Source organism: Cupriavidus necator A5-1 (genome assembly GCF_000744095.1).
In the GTDB taxonomy this organism is placed as follows: domain Bacteria; phylum Pseudomonadota; class Gammaproteobacteria; order Burkholderiales; family Burkholderiaceae; genus Cupriavidus; species Cupriavidus necator_A.
The window spans coordinates 782,912-800,525 of record NZ_JQLI01000008.1; the positions used below are offsets into that span (position 1 = coordinate 782,912).

Genomic DNA, 17,614 nt, shown 5'->3' on the forward strand with positions numbered 1-17,614 from the left:
TCCGTGGTGCTCAGGGGCGAGCGGCCTGGATGGCTTGCCAAACGCGATGCGGGGTCGCGGGCATCTGGACATCCTTGACGCCCAGCGGCGACAGCGCGTCCACCAGCGCATTGATAAACGCCGGCGGCGAGCCGATCGCGCCAGCCTCGCCGCAGCCCTTCACGCCCAGCGGGTTGTGCGTGCAGGGCGTGCCAGTGGCGGTCTCGACGGTGAAGTCGGGCAGGTCTCCGGCGCGCGGCATGGCGTAGTCCATGTACGAGCCGGTCAGCAGCTGGCCGCTGTCGGGGTCGTAGATGCACTGCTCCAGCATCGCCTGGCCCAGCCCCTGGCCGATGCCGCCATGCACCTGGCCCTCGACGATCATCGGGTTGATGATGTTGCCGAAGTCGTCCACCGCGGTGAACTTCACCACCTGCGATTCGCCGGTATCCGGATCCACCTCCACTTCGCACACATAGGCGCCGGACGGATAGGTGAAGTTGGTCGGGTCGTAGAACGCGTTTTCGTTCAGGCCCGGCTCCAGCTTGTCGAGCGGGTAGTTGTGCGGCACGTAGGCGGTCAGCGCGACTTCGCCGAAGGTCTTGGTGCGGTCGGTGCCGGCCACGCGGAACACGCCGTTGCTGAACTCGATGTCGGCGTCCGACGCCTCCAGCAGGTGCGCGGCGATCTTCTTGGCCTTGGCCTCGATCTTGTCGAGCGCCTTCATGATGGCCGAGCCACCAACCGCCAGCGAGCGCGAGCCGTAGGTGCCCATGCCGAACGGCACGCGTCCGGTGTCGCCGTGCACGATCTCGACCTGGTCCATCTGCAGCCCGAGCCGGTCCGCCACCACCTGCGCGAAGGTGGTCTCATGCCCCTGGCCATGGCTGTGCGAGCCGGTGAACACGGTCACGGTGCCGGTCGGGTGCACGCGGATCTCGCCCGCTTCGAACAGCCCCGCACGCGCGCCCAGCGCGCCGGCGATGTTGGACGGCGCCAGCCCGCAGGCCTCGATGTAGCAGGAGTAGCCCAGGCCGCGCAGCTTGCCGCGCTGCTTCGCTTCATCACGCCGGGCCGGGAAGCCCTTGACGTCGGCCAGCTCCTGCGCGCGCGCCAGGCACGGCTCGTAGTCGCCGGTGTCGTAGGTCAGGCCTACCGGCGTGGCGTGCGGGAACTGGCGGATAAAGTTCTTGCGGCGCAGTTCTGCCGGGTCGGTGTTCAGCTCATGCGCGGCGGTCTCGACCAGGCGCTCGACCACATAGGTGGCCTCTGGCCGGCCGGCGCCGCGGTAGGCATCCACCGGCGCGGTGTTGGTAAACACCGCCCGCACCTCGGCGTAGATCGCGGGCGTCGCGTACTGGCCTGCCAGCAGCGTGGCATAGAGGATGGTCGGCACGCAGCTGGCGAAGGTCGACAGGTAGGCGCCCATGTTGGCGACCGTATGCACGCGCAGCGCCAGGAACTTGCCGTCGGCATCGAGCGCCAGCTCGGCCTTGGTGACATGGTCGCGTCCGTGCGCGTCGGTCAGGAAGGACTCGGAACGATCCGCGGTCCACTTGACCGGCCGCCCGATCTTCCTGGAAGCCCAGGTCAGCGCCACATCTTCCGGGTACAGGAAGATCTTGGAGCCGAAGCCGCCGCCCACGTCGGGCGCGATGATGCGCAGCCGCGATTCGGGCAGGCCCAGCACGAACGCGCCCATCAGCAGCCGTTCGACGTGCGGGTTCTGGCTGGCCACGTAGACGGTGAAGCTGTCGTCGTGGCGCGTGTAGCTGGCGTTGACCGCGCGCGGCTCGATCGCGTTGGGGATCAGCCGGTTGTTGACGATCTGCAGCGTGGTCACATGCGCGGCCTTGGCAAAGGCGGCGTCGGTGGCGGCCTTGTCGCCATGGCCCCAGGTGTAGCAGGTGTTGGCCGGCACGTCGTCGTGAACCAGCGTGCTCGCGGAGGCAGCGTCGGCGGCGTTGACCACGGCGGGCAACTCTTCATAGTCGACGTCGATCTTCTCAGCGGCGTCGCGCGCCTGCTGCAGCGTCTCGGCGATGACCAGCGCCACCTGGTCGCCGACGTGGCGCACCTTGTCGTGCGCGATCACCGGGTGCGGCGGCTCCTTCATCGGCGAGCCGTCGATGCTGTGGATCAGCCAGCCGCAGGGCAGGCCGCCCACCTTATCGGCGGCCAGTTCGTCGCCGGTCAGCACGGCGATCACGCCGGGCGCGGCGAGCGCCTCGCTCTTGTCGATCGAACGGATGCGCGCGTGCGCGTGCGGCGAGCGCAGGAAGAATGCATAGCTTTGCTGCGGCAGCACGATGTCGTCGGTGTACTGGCCGCTGCCGGTCAGGAAGCGGAAGTCTTCCTTGCGCTTGACCGGCGCGCCTACCAGGCGCTGATTCTCGGGTGCGTTCATGGCCTGTCCCCCTTATTCCGCGCTGGCGGCGGCGCCCTGCATGGCCGCCTGGCCCTGCTGCACTGCCCGGACGATGTTGTGGTAGCCCGTGCAGCGGCACAGGTTGCCTTCCAGGTGGGCGCGGATGGTGGCGGCGTCGGCGCCGGGGTGCTCCTGCACCAGCGCGGTGGCGCTCATCACCATGCCCGGCGTGCAGAAGCCGCATTGCAGGCCGTGGCATTCACGGAAGGCTTCCTGCATCGGGTGCAGCGTGCCGGGCGCGGCCAGGCCCTCGATAGTGGTGACCTTGGCGCCGTCGGCCTGCACCGCCAGCAGGTTGCACGACTTGACCGCCCGGCCGTCCAGGTGGACCGTGCAGGCGCCGCACTGCGCGGTGTCGCAGCCGACGTGGGTGCCGGTCAGGCGCAGCTGTTCGCGCAGGAACTGGACGAGGAGGGTGTTGGGTTCTACCTGGGCGTCAACGGACTTGCCGTTGACCGTCAGGCGGATCGGAATCGCCATGCTTGTCTCCATGTGGGGTGGACGCGCATGACCAATTGCCCGAAATCCCGAAAGAACTGCGCGGGACTGGCCACGACGCGGTACTGCCGCTTAAGACGGCTATAGGACGGCTAATTCGTGATATTGGTGCTGCCGCTTCAACTGCTGAAGGTGCGCCAGCGCACGCGGGGTGCGGCGTAGAGGCTGGCGCAAATGCCGCGGCCGGCGAACGATCGGCCGCAACAGGCTCTAACAGTTAATCACAAATCCAGCACAGGTGCCATGTGGTTTGCCCGCTCCCCGTTCGGGGGGCGGGGCCCTGGCAGGGCCGCTGCTAGAATGGCCCGGCCCCCTTGCTCACCCTGACATGGAAGCCTTCTTCGACTGGCTGTTTGAAACCGTCGCCCTGCCCAAGGTGGGCCTGCCCGCGATCTTCGTCATCAGCCTGGTCTCGGCCACGCTGCTGCCGCTGGGCTCGGAGCCGGCGGTGTTCGGCTACGTCAAGCTCAACCCGCATATGTTCTGGCCAGCGATCCTGGTGGCCACGCTCGGCAACACGGTCGGCGGCGCCATCGACTGGTGGCTGGGGTACGCCGCCAAGCTGGCGCTGGTGCGCTACCACAAGCGGCGCCGGGCGCGCGAGCACGACCTTGAGCACCTGGAGCACCGCGAACATATGCGCAAGCCGCCCAAGCCCAAGCTCGACGCGCGCTATTTCCGCTGGATGCGCCGGCTCGGGCCGCCCACGCTGCTGTTCTCGTGGCTGCCCGGAATTGGTGATCCATTGTGCACTTTGGCCGGCTGGCTGCGCCTCTCGTTCTGGCCCAGCCTGGCCTGGATGGCGGTCGGCAAGTTCATCCGCTACCTGTTCATGACGGCCAGCCTGCTGTGGATCCCGGACAGCTTTTGGCACAGCATTGCGCAAACGTGGAAGGCCTGGTTCTGATCCGGTGCGCCGCCGGCACCACCGCCGGGCGCCATTGCCACCGCGCAAATGTCGCCTAATCCCTTGTTCCAACAAGGATTCCTTGATGCTGCGGTGCGGCGAAACCGGGCCTTGCAGTACAATCGCCCTTTAATGAACGATTCGCGCACTGTCCCCGTGCGCAGCAGGAAGCGGTCCCCCAATGAACGCCCCACTCGTGCTCGACGCCAAGCTCGCCGCGCAGGACGCCCCGCCGCGCCTGCGTGAGATTCCCTATAACTACACGTCCTTCTCGGACCGCGAGATTGTCATCCGCCTGCTGGGCGAGGAAGCCTGGCGCATCCTGGATGAGCTGCGCAGCGAGCGCCGCACCGGCCGCTCCGCCCGTATGCTGTACGAGGTGCTGGGCGATATCTGGGTGGTTCGCCGCAACCCCTACCTGCAGGACGACCTGCTGGAAAATCCCAAGCGCCGCCAGATGCTGGTCAGCGCGCTGCACCACCGCCTGAACGAGATCGAGAAGCGCCGCGCCGCCGACCGTGCCGAGCACGCCGAGCCCGCCGCTGAGGACCGCTCGCACCGCGTGGAGCAGCTGGTCGCCTTCGCCAAGCAGGCGATCGAGGACTTCAAGAACGAATTCGCCGCGGCCTATGACCTGCGCAAGCGCGCCCAGCGCGTGCTGGGCAAGGTCACGCAGAAGGACAACATCAAGTTCGACGGCCTGTCGCGCGTCTCGCACGTGACCGACGCCACCGACTGGCGCGTGGAATACCCGTTCGTCGTGCTGACGCCCGACACCGAGGAAGAGATCGCCGGCCTGGTCAAGGGCTGCTTCGAGCTTGGGCTGACCATCATCCCGCGCGGGGGCGGTACCGGCTATACCGGCGGCGCCGTGCCGCTGACGCCGATGAGCGCGGTGATCAATACCGAGAAGCTGGAACAGCTCGGCCCGGTCGAGCAGACCGACCTGCCCGGCGTGTCGCATAAGGTCGCGACCATCTTCTCGGGCGCCGGCGTGGTGACGCGCCGCGTGGCCGATGCGGCCGACAAGGCCGGCCTGGTGTTCGCGGTCGACCCGACCTCGATCGATGCCTCGTGCATCGGCGGCAACGTGGCCATGAACGCCGGCGGCAAGAAGGCCGTGCTGTGGGGCACCGCGCTGGACAACCTGGCCTGGTGGCGCATGGTGGACCCGGAGGGCAACTGGCTCGAGATCACCCGGCTGGACCATAACCTGGGCAAGATCCACGATGTGCCGGTGGCCACCTTCGAGCTGAAGTGGTCGGACGGCAACCGTGCCCCGGGCGAGAAGGTGCTGCGCACCGAGACGCTGGCGATCGAGGGCCGCAAGTTCCGCAAGGAAGGCCTGGGCAAGGACGTCACCGACAAGTTCCTGGCGGGCCTGCCGGGCGTGCAGAAGGAAGGCTGCGACGGCATCATCACCAGCGCGCGCTGGATCCTGCATCGCATGCCGAAATTCATCCGCACGGTCTGCCTGGAGTTCTTCGGCCAGGCGCGCGACGCGATCCCCAGCATCGTCGAGATCAAGGACTTCCTCGACGCCGAGACCAAGAAGCCCGGCGGCGCCATCCTGGCCGGCCTGGAGCACCTGGACGAGCGCTACCTGCGCGCGGTGGGCTATGCCACCAAGAGCAAGCGCAACGCCTTCCCGAAGATGGTGCTGATCGGCGATATCGTCGGCGACGATGAAGACGCCGTGGCGCGCGCCACCTCGGAAGTGATCCGCATGGCCAACGGCAAGAGCGGCGAAGGCTTTATCGCCGTCAGCCCCGAGGCGCGCAAGAAATTCTGGCTCGACCGTTCGCGTACCGCCGCCATCGCCAAGCACACCAACGCCTTCAAGATCAATGAAGACGTGGTGATCCCGCTCAATCGCATGGGCGAGTACACCGACGGCATCGAGCGCATCAATATCGAGCTGTCGATCAAGAGCAAGCTCAAGCTGGTCGACACGCTGGAAGCGTTCTTCGCGCGCGGCAACCTGCCGCTGGGCCGCAGCGACGACGCCAACGAGATCCCCAGCGCCGAGCTGCTGGAAGACCGCGTGCAGCACGCGCTGACGCTGCTGCGCGAGATCCGTGCGCGCTGGCGCTACCTGCAGGACCACATGGATGTGCCGCTGGCGCAGGCCAAGGCCTCGCTGATCGGGCATGGGCTGGGACTGCTGGGGCAGGAGTTCGACGCGCGCCTGCAGCAGCAGCCTGACGCCACCGTGTTCCACCTGCTGCAGGACCGCACCATCCGCGTGTCCTGGAAGGCCGAGATCCGCGCCGAGCTGCGCAAGATCTTCAACGGCGGCGAGTTCAAGCCGATCCTGGACGAGGCCCAGAAGATCCACAAGCAGGTGCTGCGCGGCCGCGTCTTCGTGGCGCTGCACATGCACGCCGGCGACGGCAACGTGCACACCAATATCCCGGTGAATTCCGACGACTACGACATGCTGCAGGACGCGCACCGCGCGGTGGCCCGCATCATGGCGCTGGCGCGTTCGCTCGACGGCGTGATTTCGGGCGAGCACGGCATCGGTATCACCAAGCTGGAATTCCTCACCGAGGAAGAGATCGGCGACTTCCGCACCTACAAGCAGAAGGTCGATCCGCAGGGCCGCTTCAACAAGGGCAAGCTGCTGCCCGGCGCCGACCTGCGCAATGCCTACACGCCGTCGTTCGGCCTGATGGGGCATGAGTCGATCATCATGCAGCAAAGCGATATCGGCGCCATTGCCGAGAGCGTCAAGGACTGCCTGCGCTGCGGCAAGTGCAAGCCGGTGTGCGCCACGCACGTGCCGCGCGCCAACCTGCTGTACAGCCCGCGCAACAAGATCCTGGCGACCTCGCTGCTGATCGAGGCCTTCCTGTACGAAGAGCAGACCCGCCGCGGCATCTCGGTCAAGCACTGGGACGAGTTCTCCGACGTGGCCGACCACTGCACCGTGTGCCACAAGTGCGTGACGCCGTGCCCGGTCAAGATCGACTTCGGCGACGTGTCGATGAACATGCGCAACCTGCTGCGCAAGATGGGGCAGAAGAAGTTCAACCCCGGCACCGCGGCGTCGATGTTCTTCCTCAACGCCACCAACCCCGAGACCATCAACCTGACCCGCAAGGTCATGATCGACTGGGGCTACAAGGCGCAGCGCCTGGGCAACGAGGTGCTGAAGAAGTTCGCGAAGAAGCAGACCGCGCATCCGCCCGCCACGGTGGGCAAGCCGCCGGTGCGCGAGCAGGTGATCCACTTCATCAACAAGAAGATGCCGGGCAACCTGCCCAAGAAGACCGCACGCGCGCTGCTCGACATCGAGGACAACGAGATCGTGCCGATCATCCGCGACCCGAAGGCGACCACGCCGGAATCGGAAGCGGTGTTCTACTTCCCGGGCTGCGGCTCGGAGCGGCTGTTCTCGCAGGTCGGGCTGGCCACGCAGGCGATGCTGTGGCACGTCGGCGTGCAGACCGTGCTGCCGCCGGGCTACCTGTGCTGCGGCTATCCGCAGCGCGGCAACGGCCAGTACGACAAGGCCGAGAAGATCGTCACCGACAACCGCGTGCTGTTCCACCGCGTGGCCAACACGCTGAACTACCTCGACATCAAGACCGTTGTGGTCAGCTGCGGGACCTGCTACGACCAGCTTGCCGGGTATGAATTCGACAAGATCTTCCCGGGCTGCCGCATCATCGACATCCACGAATACCTGCTCGAGAAGGGCGTGAAGCTGGAAGGCGTGACCGGTACGCGCTATATGTACCACGATCCCTGCCACACCCCGATCAAGACCATGGACCCGACCAAGCTGGTCAACGACCTGATGGGCGGGAACACCGGACTGGGCAAGATCGAGAAGAACGAGCGCTGCTGCGGCGAGTCGGGCACGCTGGCGGTGACGCGTCCGGATATCTCGACGCAGGTCCGCTTCCGCAAGGAAGAGGAAATGACCAAGGGCGCCGACAAGCTGCGCGCCGACGGCTTCACCGGCGACGTCAAGATCCTGACCAGCTGCCCGTCGTGCCTGCAGGGGCTGTCGCGCTACAAGGAAGATGCTTCGGTGCAGGCGGATTACATCGTGATCGAGATGGCCAAGCACCTGCTCGGGGAGAACTGGATGCCTGAGTACGTGGCCAAGGCCAACGCCGGCGGCATCGAGCGGGTGCTGGTGTAAATCGCGACATGGCGCGTTCTGCCAACTGCCCGCTCTGCCAGACCGACGGCGGCGAACTGGTCTGGATGGGCGACCGGGCCCGGCTGATCCTGGTCGAGCATGACCGCTTCCCGGGCTTCTGCCGCATCGTCTGGAACGACCATGTGGCCGAGTTCAGCGACCTGGACGATGCCGACCAGGCCTGGCTGATGCGGCTGGTGGCGCGTGTGGAGCGGGTGGTGCGCGAGGTGATGACGCCGGACAAGGTCAACCTGGCGGCATTCGGCAATATAGTGCCGCACCTGCACTGGCATATCATCCCGCGCTACCGCTGGGACACCCATTTCCCCGAGGCGATCTGGGCCGCGCCGCAGCGCGCGGCGGATGCCGTTCGCGTGCAGGAGCTGGCCAGCCGGCTGCCGGCGCTGCGTACGGCACTTTCGCTGCTTGAATCGGATGATGCCTGAGGCTTGACGCGGAACCCGCGCCTGCCCGCAACCGTCTGACTGCTGTTGCAGCCGCGGCCACCCGCCGCGGCATCCAGAACAACAAGCCCGGCCCGCATCCGCTGGCGGGCCAAGAGCTGCCGCTATGTCCTCGACCCCGACCTCCGTTACCGTACCGGGCCCGGCCGTCCCTGCCAGGGCCCTCAAGATCCAGAGCCGGCTGCGCATGGCCGCCACCTGGGCACTGATCAAGCCTTACTGGAAATCCGACGACCGCATCGCCGGGCTTGGCCTGCTGGCCCTGGTGGTCGTGCTCAACCTCGGCATCGTCTATATCAACGTGCTGCTCAACGAGTGGAACCGCGTGTTCTACAACGCGCTGGAGCAGCGCGACTACGCCTCGTTCAAGGTGCTGCTGCTGCGCTTCTCGTGGATCGCGGCGTTCTTTATCGTGGCGGCGATCTCGCGCCAGTACTACACCATGATGCTGCAGATGCGCTGGCGTACCTGGATGACCGGCCGCTTCATGGGCCACTGGCTCGGGCACCAGGCCTATTACCGCATCGAGCAGACCCACACCACCGATAACCCTGACCAGCGTATCGCCGACGATCTGCGCCAGTTCACGGACGGCGCGCTGTCGTTGTCGCTCGGGCTGCTCAACTCGGTGGTGACGCTGCTGTCCTTCGTCGGCATCCTGTGGACGGTATCGGGGCCGATCAGCTTTGCGCTGGGCGGCACAGAATGGACCATCCCCGGTTATATGGTGTGGTTCGCGGCGGGCTATGCGGTGATCGGCTCGCTGGTGGCGCACGTGGTTGGCCGCCCGCTGATCGGCCTGAACTTCCAGCAGGAACAGTACGAGGCGGATTTCCGTTTCACGCTGGTGCGCCTGCGCGAGAACAGCGAGCCGGTGGCGCTGTACCGCGGCGAGCCGACCGAGCAGGCCGGCCTGCGCGCGCGCTTCGACCGCATCCGCGCCAACTGGAACCAGCTGATGCGCTATACGCGGCGGCTGACCTTCGTCAGCTCCGGCTACGCGCAGTTCGCCATCATCTTCCCGATCCTGGTGGCGGCGCCGCGCTACTTCGCAGGCAAGATGACGCTGGGCGGGCTGATGCAGACCAGCTCCGCCTTCGGCCAGGTGCAGGGCGCGCTGTCGTGGTTTGTCGACAGCTACGCCACGCTGGTGGGCTGGAAGGCCGCCGCCAACCGCCTGATCGATTTCCAGGAAGCGATCCGCGTGGCCGAGCGCCAGGACATGGCGCCGGGCGGCGTGCGCGATATCGAGGTGGAACATACTGGCAAGCCGCAGAATGGCATCACCATCGACGGCCTGGCGCTGGCACTGCCGGTACGCGCCGCGCGCAGCGCGGCCGTGGGCCAGCGGCCGCTGGTGGCGCCGTTCTCGCTGTCGGTCGCGCCGGGCGAGCGCTGGCTGGTCAGCGGCCCGTCCGGTTGCGGCAAGAGCGTGCTGTTCCGCGCGCTGGCGGGGATCTGGCCGTACGGCAGCGGCACCGTGACCATGCCCGACGGCGCGCGCATGCTGTTCCTGCCGCAGCGCAGCTACCTGCCGATCGGCACGCTGGCTGATGCGCTGGCTTACCCCGACGCCGGCACCGTGCACAGCGCGGAAGCGCTGCAGGCGGCGCTGCGCCAGGCGCGGCTGGCCGCACTGATGGACCAGCTCGACGTGTTCGACAACTGGTCGCTGAGGCTGTCGCCGGGCGAACAGCAGCGGCTGGCGTTTGCGCGCGCACTCTTGCAGAAGCCCGACTACCTGTTCCTGGACGAGGCCACCAGCGCGCTGGACGAGGAAACCGAGGGCGTCATGTACAAGCTCATGGTGGACTCGCTGCCCGGTGCGGCCATCGTCAGCATCGCCCACCGCAGCACCGTGGCGGCCTTCCACGGCCGGCGCCTGCGCTACGTGCCGCAGGATGGGGACGCCGCCCGGGCTGCGCAAGCCGGCGAGCCTGGGGTAAGCTATCGGGTTGTATGCGAAGCGTGATGCGGCGCGGCATCTGCACTGCCGCACGGTCCCGTCACGCTGAAATCACCTATTCGAGGACGCCCGTAACACGGGCCGCGATCATCATGGCAGGCCTGGAGAAAGACACCCCCCATCCCACCGCGCTGACGGTCCACACGCAATCCCGCGTGCTGGAGATCGGCTTCGACAACGGCCGCAGCTTCCGGCTGCCGTTCGAGCTGCTGCGCGTGTATTCGCCGTCCGCTGAAGTCCAGGGCCACGGCCCGGGGCAGGAAGTGCTGCAGACCGGCAAGCGCGAGGTCGGCGTCGCCGCGGTCGAGCCGGTCGGCAACTACGCGATCCTGATCCGTTTTACCGATGGCCACGACACCGGCATCTATTCGTGGGACCTGCTGTACCGCCTGGGCGACAATCAGGATGCGCTCTGGCAGGACTACCTGCAGCGCCTGGAAGCCGCCGGCGCGGACCGCGACACCCCGATGCCTGCCGCCGGTGCTGCCGGTGGCCACGGCTGCGGCCATCATTGAGCTGCCCCCGACAATCCTGGAGTCTTGAGAGATGAGTGAAACCCACTTCGGGTTCGAAAAGGTCGGCGAAGAGGAAAAGGCCGGCAAGGTCGCCGGCGTGTTCCATTCGGTGGCGAGCAAGTATGACGTGATGAACGACCTGATGTCGGGCGGCATGCACCGGCTCTGGAAGATGTTCACCATCGCCCAGGCCGGCGTGCGCCCCGGCCACAAGGTGCTGGACATCGCCGGCGGCACCGGCGACCTGGCCAAGGCGTTCGCGAAGCAGGCCGGCCCGACCGGGCAGGTCTGGCTGACCGATATCAACGAGTCGATGCTGCGCGTGGGCCGCGACCGGCTGCTGAACAAGGGCATTGTGACCCCGGTATGCCTGTGCGACGCCGAGCGCATCCCGTTCCCGGACAATTACTTCGACCTGGTGACGGTGGCCTTCGGCCTGCGCAACATGACGCACAAGGATGCCGCGCTGGCCGAGATGCGCCGGGTGGTCAAGCCGGGCGGCAAGGTCATGGTGCTGGAGTTCTCCAAGGTGTGGAAACCCCTGGAGAAGGCCTACGACGTCTATTCTTTCAAGGTGCTCCCCTGGTTGGGCGAGCGCGTGGCAGGGGATGCCCCCAGCTATCGCTATCTCGCGGAATCGATCAGAATGCATCCAGACCAGGTCTCACTTGTCCGCTTAATGGAACATGCCGGCCTGGAGAATGTCGAATACTTCAATCTGACGGCCGGAGTGGTGGCGCTCCACGTCGGGCGGAAGTATTAGAAGGACTTGAAATCGCCATGCCTCACCCCAAGATAGGGTGAATCTGACAGGGGATAGCAGAATATGTCGTCATTTCGTGGGAAATTCCTGGTAGGGTCGCTGATCACGGCGATTGCTTTCGGGATGGTGTTCGACGCCAATGCCAAGCGCATGGGCGGTTCGCGCAGCATCGGCAAGCAGTCGTCGACGGTCACGCAGCAGCGCCAGCAGGCGCCGCAACCGACTTCGCCAACGCAGCAGGCGCAGCAGCCCGCACAACAGGCAGCTCCGGCAACCGCCGGCGCAGCCGGCGCGGCCGCGGCCGCGGCGCCCAAGCGCAACTGGGGCGGCATCCTGGGCGGCATCGCCGCCGGCCTGGGTATCGGCTGGCTGCTGTCGCACTTCGGCCTGGGCGGCGCGGCGCTGAGCTTCCTGTCCAACCTGATCCTGATTGCGCTGGTCGCGTTTGCCGCAATCTGGCTGATTCGCAAGTTCCGCGGCGGCAGCAAGCGCACCCAGCAGCCGGCCTACGCTGGTGCCGGTAACGCCCCGAACCTGGGCCGCAACGCCGAGCCCATGCTCCGTGAGCCGACGCCTGTCCCCTCCGCCAGCCCGCCCACCAACACGGTACTGCCCGCCGCGGCAGCCGCGCCGGTCGCGACCGATGCCGTGGCCCAGCAGCCGTGGGGCGTGCCGGCCGACTTCGACACCGAAGCCTTCCTGCGCAACGCCAAGGTCCACTTCGTGCGCCTGCAGGCCGCGTGGGACGCCGGCAACCTAGACGACATCCGCGAGTTCACCACGCCGGAAATGTTCGCCGAGATCAAGATGGACCTGGCCGAGCGCGGCGCCGAGGTCAACAAGACCGACGTGGTCACGCTGGAAGCCCAGCTGCTCGGCATCGAGTCGACGCCGGCCCAGCATATCGCCAGCGTGCGCTTCTCGGGCATGATCCGCGAGAAGTCCGGCGAGGCGGCCCAGCCGTTCGGCGAGGTGTGGAACCTGGCCAAGCCCGCCAGCGGTACCGGCGGCTGGCTGCTGGCCGGTATCCAGCAGGAGTCCTGATAGCGCACCCGCGGCGGTGATGCGCCGGGGGGAGTAGCTTAGAATGGAGGCCCACGTGAAAGCGTGGGCCTTTTTTGTTTGGGATGCCCGACGCGCAGCGCCGCTGCCCGCCTGCCAGCCAACCCACGCCGCCATGAACACATTGCCTTCCGCCCTGGCCACGCCCGCCGTATCGGCGCTGAACCACCTGCTCGAGCAGGAGCCGTGGGCCCGCAGCCAGCTTGCGCCGTTTGCCGGACGCGTGATCCGTTTCGATGCCGCCGCCTTCGTGCTGTCGCTGAAGGTGACCGAGCACGGCTGCACGGAAATGGCACCCGAGGCCGAAGCGCCCGCGGTGACGCTGCGCGTGCCATTGCAGCAGTGGCCGCTGGTGGCCGCCGACGTGGCCGAAGGCGGGCAGGCCGCCGCCATGCGCCACGTGCGCATCGAGGGCGATGCCGAACTGGCCAACACCGTGTCGACGCTGGCGCGCAACCTGCGCTGGGACGCCGCCGAGGACCTGTCGCGCGCGCTGCGCGGCATCCTGGGCGGGCCCGTCAGCGACAGCGTGGCGCAACGCGTGGTCGACGGCGCGCGCCAGGTGCATGAGCAGGCCACGCGCGTGGGCCGCGCGCTGGTGGACAACGTCACCGACTACCTGCTGGACGAGCATCCGACGCTGGTGCGGCATGCCGCGCTGGAGGAATTCGGCACCGAGGTGGGCCGGGTTCGCGACAGCCTGGCCCGGCTGGAGAAACGGCTGGAGCGCCTGGAGCGCGGCGGCCCGGCCAGCCAGGCCACCAGCCTGCCGTCCCCGCACCGCTGACCGAGCTGCGCGCCCGCATCCCCCAACCCACAACGTGACTGCCCGCCCGGCCTCGTGAAGACTCCCGAATGACCCGCCTCCTGCGCCTTGGCAAGATTCTCTTCGTCATCCTCTACTACGGCCTGGACGAGCTGGTGCTCTCCGGCTTCCGCAGCCGCCGGATCCGCTTCCTGGTGAGTGTCATCACCATCGGCCGCAAGCTCGACGTGCCGCGCGGCGTGCGGCTGCGGCTGGCGCTGACGCGGCTGGGCCCGATCTTCGTCAAGTTCGGCCAGGTGCTGTCGACCCGGCGCGACCTGATGCCACCGGATATCGCCGACGAACTGGCCAAGCTGCAGGACCAGGTGCCGCCGTTCGATTCGGTGGTCGCGGTGAAGATCATCGAACGCGCGCTGGGCCGCCCGCTTAACGAATTGTTCGAAACCTTCGAGCACCAGCCGGTGGCGAGCGCCTCGATCGCGCAGGTCCACTTCGCCACGCTCAAGGGCGGCCCCAACCACGGCCGCGAGGTCGCGGTGAAGGTGCTGCGCCCCGGCATGCTGCCGGTGATCGACAGCGACCTGGCGCTGATGCGCGACATGGCGACCTGGCTGGAACGCTTCTGGGCCGACGGCAAGCGCTTGAAGCCGCGCGAGGTGGTGGCCGAGTTCGACAAGTACCTGCACGACGAACTCGACCTGATGATCGAGGCCGCCAACGCCAGCCAGCTGCGCCGCAACTTTGCCGACACCAGCCTGCTGCTGGTGCCCGAGGTGTTCTGGGACTGGTGCAGCAGCACGGTGTTCGTGATGGAGCGCATGCACGGGATCCCGATCTCGCGCACCGAATCGCTGAAGGCCGCCGGCGTCGACATGCAGCTGCTGGCGGAGGAGGGCGTCGAGATCTTCTTCACGCAGGTGTTCCGCGACGGCTTTTTCCATGCCGACATGCACCCGGGCAACATCCTGGTGTCGGTGCAGCCCGAGACCTTCGGCCGCTATATCGCGCTCGACTTCGGCATCGTCGGCGCGCTGTCCGAGTTCGACAAGAACTACCTGGCGCAGAACTTCATCGCCTTCTTCCGGCGCGACTACCATCGCGTCGCGCTGCTGCACGTCGAGTCCGGCTGGGTGCCGCCCGAGACCCGGGTGGAGGAACTGGAAAGCGCGGTGCGCGCCTGCTGCGAGCCGTACTTCGACAAGCCGCTCAAGGAGATTTCGCTGGGCATGGTGCTGATGCGCCTGTTCCAGACCTCGCGCCGCTTCAACGTCGAGATCCAGCCGCAACTGGTGCTGCTGCAGAAGACGCTGCTCAATATCGAAGGGCTGGGCCGTCAGCTCAATCCCGACCTCGACCTGTGGAAGACCGCCAAGCCGTTCCTGGAGCGCTGGATGTACCAGCAGGTGGGCTGGCAGGGCGTGTGGGAACGGGTCAAGGTGGAAGCGCCGCAGTGGGCCAAAATGCTGCCGGACTTCCCGCGCCTGGCACACCAGTTCCTGGAGCGGCGCGTGCTGGCCGGCAACGGCGAGCAGGACAAGCTGCTGGCGATGCTGGTCCTGGAGCAGCGCCGCACCAACCGGTTGCTCGGTACCACGCTACTGCTGGTGGGCGGCTTTGTCGCCGGCATCGTGCTGACGCATGTGCTGGCCTGGGCCGGGTACTGGTAGACCCGCATTACCGACCGAACAGACCATGACCGATCCCGCCAAGCCGGCACCCCAGTTCGCCACCCGCAACGCCGCCGACCCCGCCTTCTGGGACGAGCGCTTCGAACAGGGCTTCACGCCCTGGGACCTGGGCGGCGTGCCCGAGGAATTCCGCCAGTTCATCGATGGCCGTGCGCCTTGCCCAACGCTGGTGCCCGGCTGCGGCAATGGCTGGGAGGCCGCCTGGCTGTTCGAGCGCGGCTGGCCGGTGACGGCGATCGACTTCTCGCCGCAGGCGGTGGCCTCGGCCCGGCGCGCGCTGGGCGCCGCCGCCGGCGCGGTGGTGCAGCAGGGGGATTTCTTCACCTTCACGCCGCAGCCGCCATGCCAGCTGGTCTACGAGCGCGCCTTCCTGTGCGCGCTGCCGCCGGCGATGCGTGCCGCCTATGCCGCTCGGGTGGCCGAATTGCTGCCGCCGGGCGGCCTGCTGGCTGGCTATTTTTATCTGGGCGAGACCCAGGGCGGGCCGCCCTTCGCGATGCCGGCCGCCGAGCTGGACGCGCTGCTGGCGCCGGCCTTCGAGCGCCTCGAGGACCGGCCCTCGGCCGCGCCGCTGCCGGTGTTCCAGGGCCAGGAGCGCTGGCAGGTCTGGCGCCGGCTGGCCGGCTGAGCGGTCCGACGGCCAGCCCTTGTGGCGGCAGCGATGCATCGCGTGGCGCATTTGCGCCACCGGGGAATTTTTTTCGCCCGCGCCGGTCTGCGTCGCTATAATCCGCGTTTTGATTCGGCTACGACCGCAGGCCCGGCCGCGTCTTTCCCGCCTTCATCGGCCGGGAAGCACGCCAAGAAGCTCCTCATGCGGCCCCGACCGATGAATTGGACTCCGGGCACCACGCAGGCCGCCCGGCATTCGGTTTTTCGCCACAAGGGCACTTTCTGCATAGGGCAGCGGCATGCTGATCTGGTTCGTCATCATCTACTGGGTAATCTCGGTTGGCATTGGCCTGTGGGCGGCGCTGCGCGTACGCAACACCACCGATTTCGCCGTCGCCGGGCGCAGCCTGCCGTTCTACATCGTCACCGCCACCGTCTTTGCCACCTGGTTCGGCTCCGAGACGGTGCTGGGCATCCCCGCCGTATTCCTGAAGGAAGGCCTGTCGGGTGTCGTTTCCGATCCCTTCGGCTCGTCGCTCTGCCTGATCCTGGTGGGCCTGTTCTTCGCCCGGCCGCTGTACCGGATGAACCTGCTGACCATCGGCGATTACTACCACAACCGCTACGGCCGGCTCGCCGAGGTGCTGACCACGCTCTGCATCGTGGTGTCCTACCTGGGCTGGGTTGCGGCGCAGATCAAGGCGCTGGGGCTGGTGTTCCTTACCGTGTCGGACGGCGCGGTGTCGCAGGAGGCCGGCATGATGATCGGCGCGGCCAGCGTGCTGGTCTATACGCTGTTCGGCGGCATGTGGTCGGTGGCGATCACCGACTTCATCCAGATGATCATCATCGTCATCGGTATGCTCTATATCGGCTACGAGGTCAGCGGCCAGGCCGGCGGCGTCGTCGCGGTGGTGTCGCATGCGGCCGCGGCCGGCAAGTTCGAGTTCCTGCCGTCGCTGGACATCATCCAGATCATCGGTTTCGCGGCGGCGCTGTTTACCATGATGCTGGGCTCGATCCCGCAGCAGGACGTGTTCCAGCGGGTGACCTCATCGCGCACCGAGCAGATCGCCGGACGCGCCTCGGTGCTGGGCGGCGTGCTTTACTTCTGCTTCGCCTTTATCCCGATGTTCCTGGCGTATTCGGCCACGCTGATCGATCCGGACATGGTCGCCAAATACATCAACGCCGATTCGCAGCTGATCCTGCCGCAGCTGATCCTGCAGCACGCACCGATGTTCGCGCAGGTGATGTTCTTCGGCGCGCTGCTGTCGGCGATCAAGAGCTGCGCCTCGGCCACGCTGCTGGCGCCGTCGGTGACCTTTGCCGAGAACATCCTGCGCCCGTACTTCCGGCACCTGGATGACAAGCAGTTCCTGCGCGTAATGCAGACCGTGGTGCTGGTGTTCACCGCGATGGTGACGCTGTTCGCGCTGAACTCGCACCTGTCGATCTTCCATATGGTCGAAAATGCCTACAAGGTCACACTGGTGTCGTCGTTCGTGCCGCTGGCCTTTGGCATGTTCTGGAAGCACGCCACCCGCCAGGGCGGGCTGGCGGCGATCCTTCTGGGCCTGTCGTCGTGGCTGGCCTGCGAGGTCGCTTTCGCCGACGCGGTGATGCCGCCGCAGATGGTGGGCCTGCTGTTCTCCATCAGCGGCATGGTGGTCGGTTCGCTGTTGCCGCAGTGGATTGCGGATCACGCGCCGGTCAAGGAAGTGCATATTGCCTGACCGCGCCTGACTGGCAACCCGGCTCCGCCGCCGTGCCGGGCGCCCGGAACCCCCTCATTTCCGGCCATCAGCCA

The 17,614-nt window shown here is 67.1% G+C and carries 13 protein-coding genes; 11 read left to right on the top strand and 2 right to left on the bottom strand.

Annotated elements, in window-relative coordinates; all coding sequences use genetic code 11:
- Window positions 1-10: 10 nt before the first annotated feature.
- Both K307_RS27840 and K307_RS27845 read right to left on the bottom strand, forming a co-directional pair.
- Complete coding sequence (locus K307_RS27840; RefSeq protein ID WP_042884037.1) at window positions 11-2,386, bottom strand: xanthine dehydrogenase family protein molybdopterin-binding subunit; 2,376 nt, start codon at window positions 2,384-2,386, stop codon at window positions 11-13.
- Window positions 2,387-2,398: 12 nt separating this feature from the next.
- Window positions 2,399-2,887, bottom strand: coding sequence for a (2Fe-2S)-binding protein (locus K307_RS27845; RefSeq protein WP_042884038.1), 489 nt, complete (start codon window positions 2,885-2,887; stop codon window positions 2,399-2,401).
- Window positions 2,888-3,233: 346 nt separating this feature from the next.
- On the opposite strand from K307_RS27845, the gene K307_RS27850 reads away from it, so the two are divergent.
- The 11 genes from K307_RS27850 (at window position 3,234) to K307_RS27900 (ending at window position 17,540) form a co-directional block, all read left to right on the top strand.
- Complete coding sequence (locus K307_RS27850; RefSeq protein WP_042884039.1) at window positions 3,234-3,812, top strand: YqaA family protein; 579 nt, start codon at window positions 3,234-3,236, stop codon at window positions 3,810-3,812.
- 181 nt (window positions 3,813-3,993) lie between these two features.
- Window positions 3,994-7,968 (top strand): DUF3683 domain-containing protein, encoded by a 3,975-nt coding sequence (locus K307_RS27855; protein WP_042884040.1) that lies wholly within the window; start codon window positions 3,994-3,996, stop codon window positions 7,966-7,968.
- 8 nt (window positions 7,969-7,976) lie between these two features.
- Window positions 7,977-8,414, top strand: coding sequence for an HIT family protein (locus K307_RS27860; protein WP_042884042.1), 438 nt, complete (start codon window positions 7,977-7,979; stop codon window positions 8,412-8,414).
- 124 nt (window positions 8,415-8,538) lie between these two features.
- Entirely contained in the window at window positions 8,539-10,404 is a 1,866-nt protein-coding gene (locus tag K307_RS27865; RefSeq protein ID WP_042884043.1) for an ABC transporter ATP-binding protein/permease, read from the top strand.
- 86 nt (window positions 10,405-10,490) lie between these two features.
- Window positions 10,491-10,913: a gamma-butyrobetaine hydroxylase-like domain-containing protein gene (locus K307_RS27870; RefSeq protein ID WP_042887486.1), complete on the top strand. Its 423-nt coding sequence runs from the start codon at window positions 10,491-10,493 to the stop codon at window positions 10,911-10,913.
- Window positions 10,914-10,944: 31 nt separating this feature from the next.
- Window positions 10,945-11,676, top strand: coding sequence for a bifunctional demethylmenaquinone methyltransferase/2-methoxy-6-polyprenyl-1,4-benzoquinol methylase UbiE (ubiE, locus tag K307_RS27875; RefSeq protein WP_042884044.1), 732 nt, complete (start codon window positions 10,945-10,947; stop codon window positions 11,674-11,676).
- A 63-nt stretch (window positions 11,677-11,739) separates the two neighbouring features.
- Window positions 11,740-12,720 (top strand): Tim44 domain-containing protein, encoded by a 981-nt coding sequence (locus K307_RS27880; RefSeq protein ID WP_042884045.1) that lies wholly within the window; start codon window positions 11,740-11,742, stop codon window positions 12,718-12,720.
- Between the two features lie 133 nt (window positions 12,721-12,853).
- The gene (locus K307_RS27885) at window positions 12,854-13,525 is read left to right on the top strand and encodes a ubiquinone biosynthesis accessory factor UbiJ (RefSeq protein WP_042884046.1); all 672 of its coding nucleotides are present in this window, start codon (window positions 12,854-12,856) and stop codon (window positions 13,523-13,525) included.
- Between the two features lie 68 nt (window positions 13,526-13,593).
- Entirely contained in the window at window positions 13,594-15,171 is a 1,578-nt protein-coding gene (gene ubiB, locus K307_RS27890; protein ID WP_042884048.1) for a ubiquinone biosynthesis regulatory protein kinase UbiB, read from the top strand.
- A 25-nt stretch (window positions 15,172-15,196) separates the two neighbouring features.
- Window positions 15,197-15,820: a methyltransferase domain-containing protein gene (locus tag K307_RS27895; protein ID WP_042884050.1), complete on the top strand. Its 624-nt coding sequence runs from the start codon at window positions 15,197-15,199 to the stop codon at window positions 15,818-15,820.
- A 283-nt stretch (window positions 15,821-16,103) separates the two neighbouring features.
- On the top strand, window positions 16,104-17,540 hold the full coding sequence (locus K307_RS27900; protein ID WP_042884051.1) for a sodium:solute symporter family protein: 1,437 nt from the start codon (window positions 16,104-16,106) through the stop codon (window positions 17,538-17,540).
- The last annotated feature ends 74 nt before the right edge of the window (window positions 17,541-17,614 follow it).

Coding starts and splice junctions, on each gene's coding strand:
- K307_RS27840 (WP_042884037.1), bottom strand. CDS start 2,386: ATGAACGCACCCGAGAATCAGCGCCTGGTAGGCGCGCCGGTCAAGCGC.
- K307_RS27845 (WP_042884038.1), bottom strand. CDS start 2,887: ATGGCGATTCCGATCCGCCTGACGGTCAACGGCAAGTCCGTTGACGCC.
- K307_RS27850 (WP_042884039.1), top strand. CDS start 3,234: ATGGAAGCCTTCTTCGACTGGCTGTTTGAAACCGTCGCCCTGCCCAAG.
- K307_RS27855 (WP_042884040.1), top strand. CDS start 3,994: ATGAACGCCCCACTCGTGCTCGACGCCAAGCTCGCCGCGCAGGACGCC.
- K307_RS27860 (WP_042884042.1), top strand. CDS start 7,977: ATGGCGCGTTCTGCCAACTGCCCGCTCTGCCAGACCGACGGCGGCGAA.
- K307_RS27865 (WP_042884043.1), top strand. CDS start 8,539: ATGTCCTCGACCCCGACCTCCGTTACCGTACCGGGCCCGGCCGTCCCT.
- K307_RS27870 (WP_042887486.1), top strand. CDS start 10,491: ATGGCAGGCCTGGAGAAAGACACCCCCCATCCCACCGCGCTGACGGTC.
- ubiE (WP_042884044.1), top strand. CDS start 10,945: ATGAGTGAAACCCACTTCGGGTTCGAAAAGGTCGGCGAAGAGGAAAAG.
- K307_RS27880 (WP_042884045.1), top strand. CDS start 11,740: ATGTCGTCATTTCGTGGGAAATTCCTGGTAGGGTCGCTGATCACGGCG.
- K307_RS27885 (WP_042884046.1), top strand. CDS start 12,854: ATGAACACATTGCCTTCCGCCCTGGCCACGCCCGCCGTATCGGCGCTG.
- ubiB (WP_042884048.1), top strand. CDS start 13,594: ATGACCCGCCTCCTGCGCCTTGGCAAGATTCTCTTCGTCATCCTCTAC.
- K307_RS27895 (WP_042884050.1), top strand. CDS start 15,197: ATGACCGATCCCGCCAAGCCGGCACCCCAGTTCGCCACCCGCAACGCC.
- K307_RS27900 (WP_042884051.1), top strand. CDS start 16,104: ATGCTGATCTGGTTCGTCATCATCTACTGGGTAATCTCGGTTGGCATT.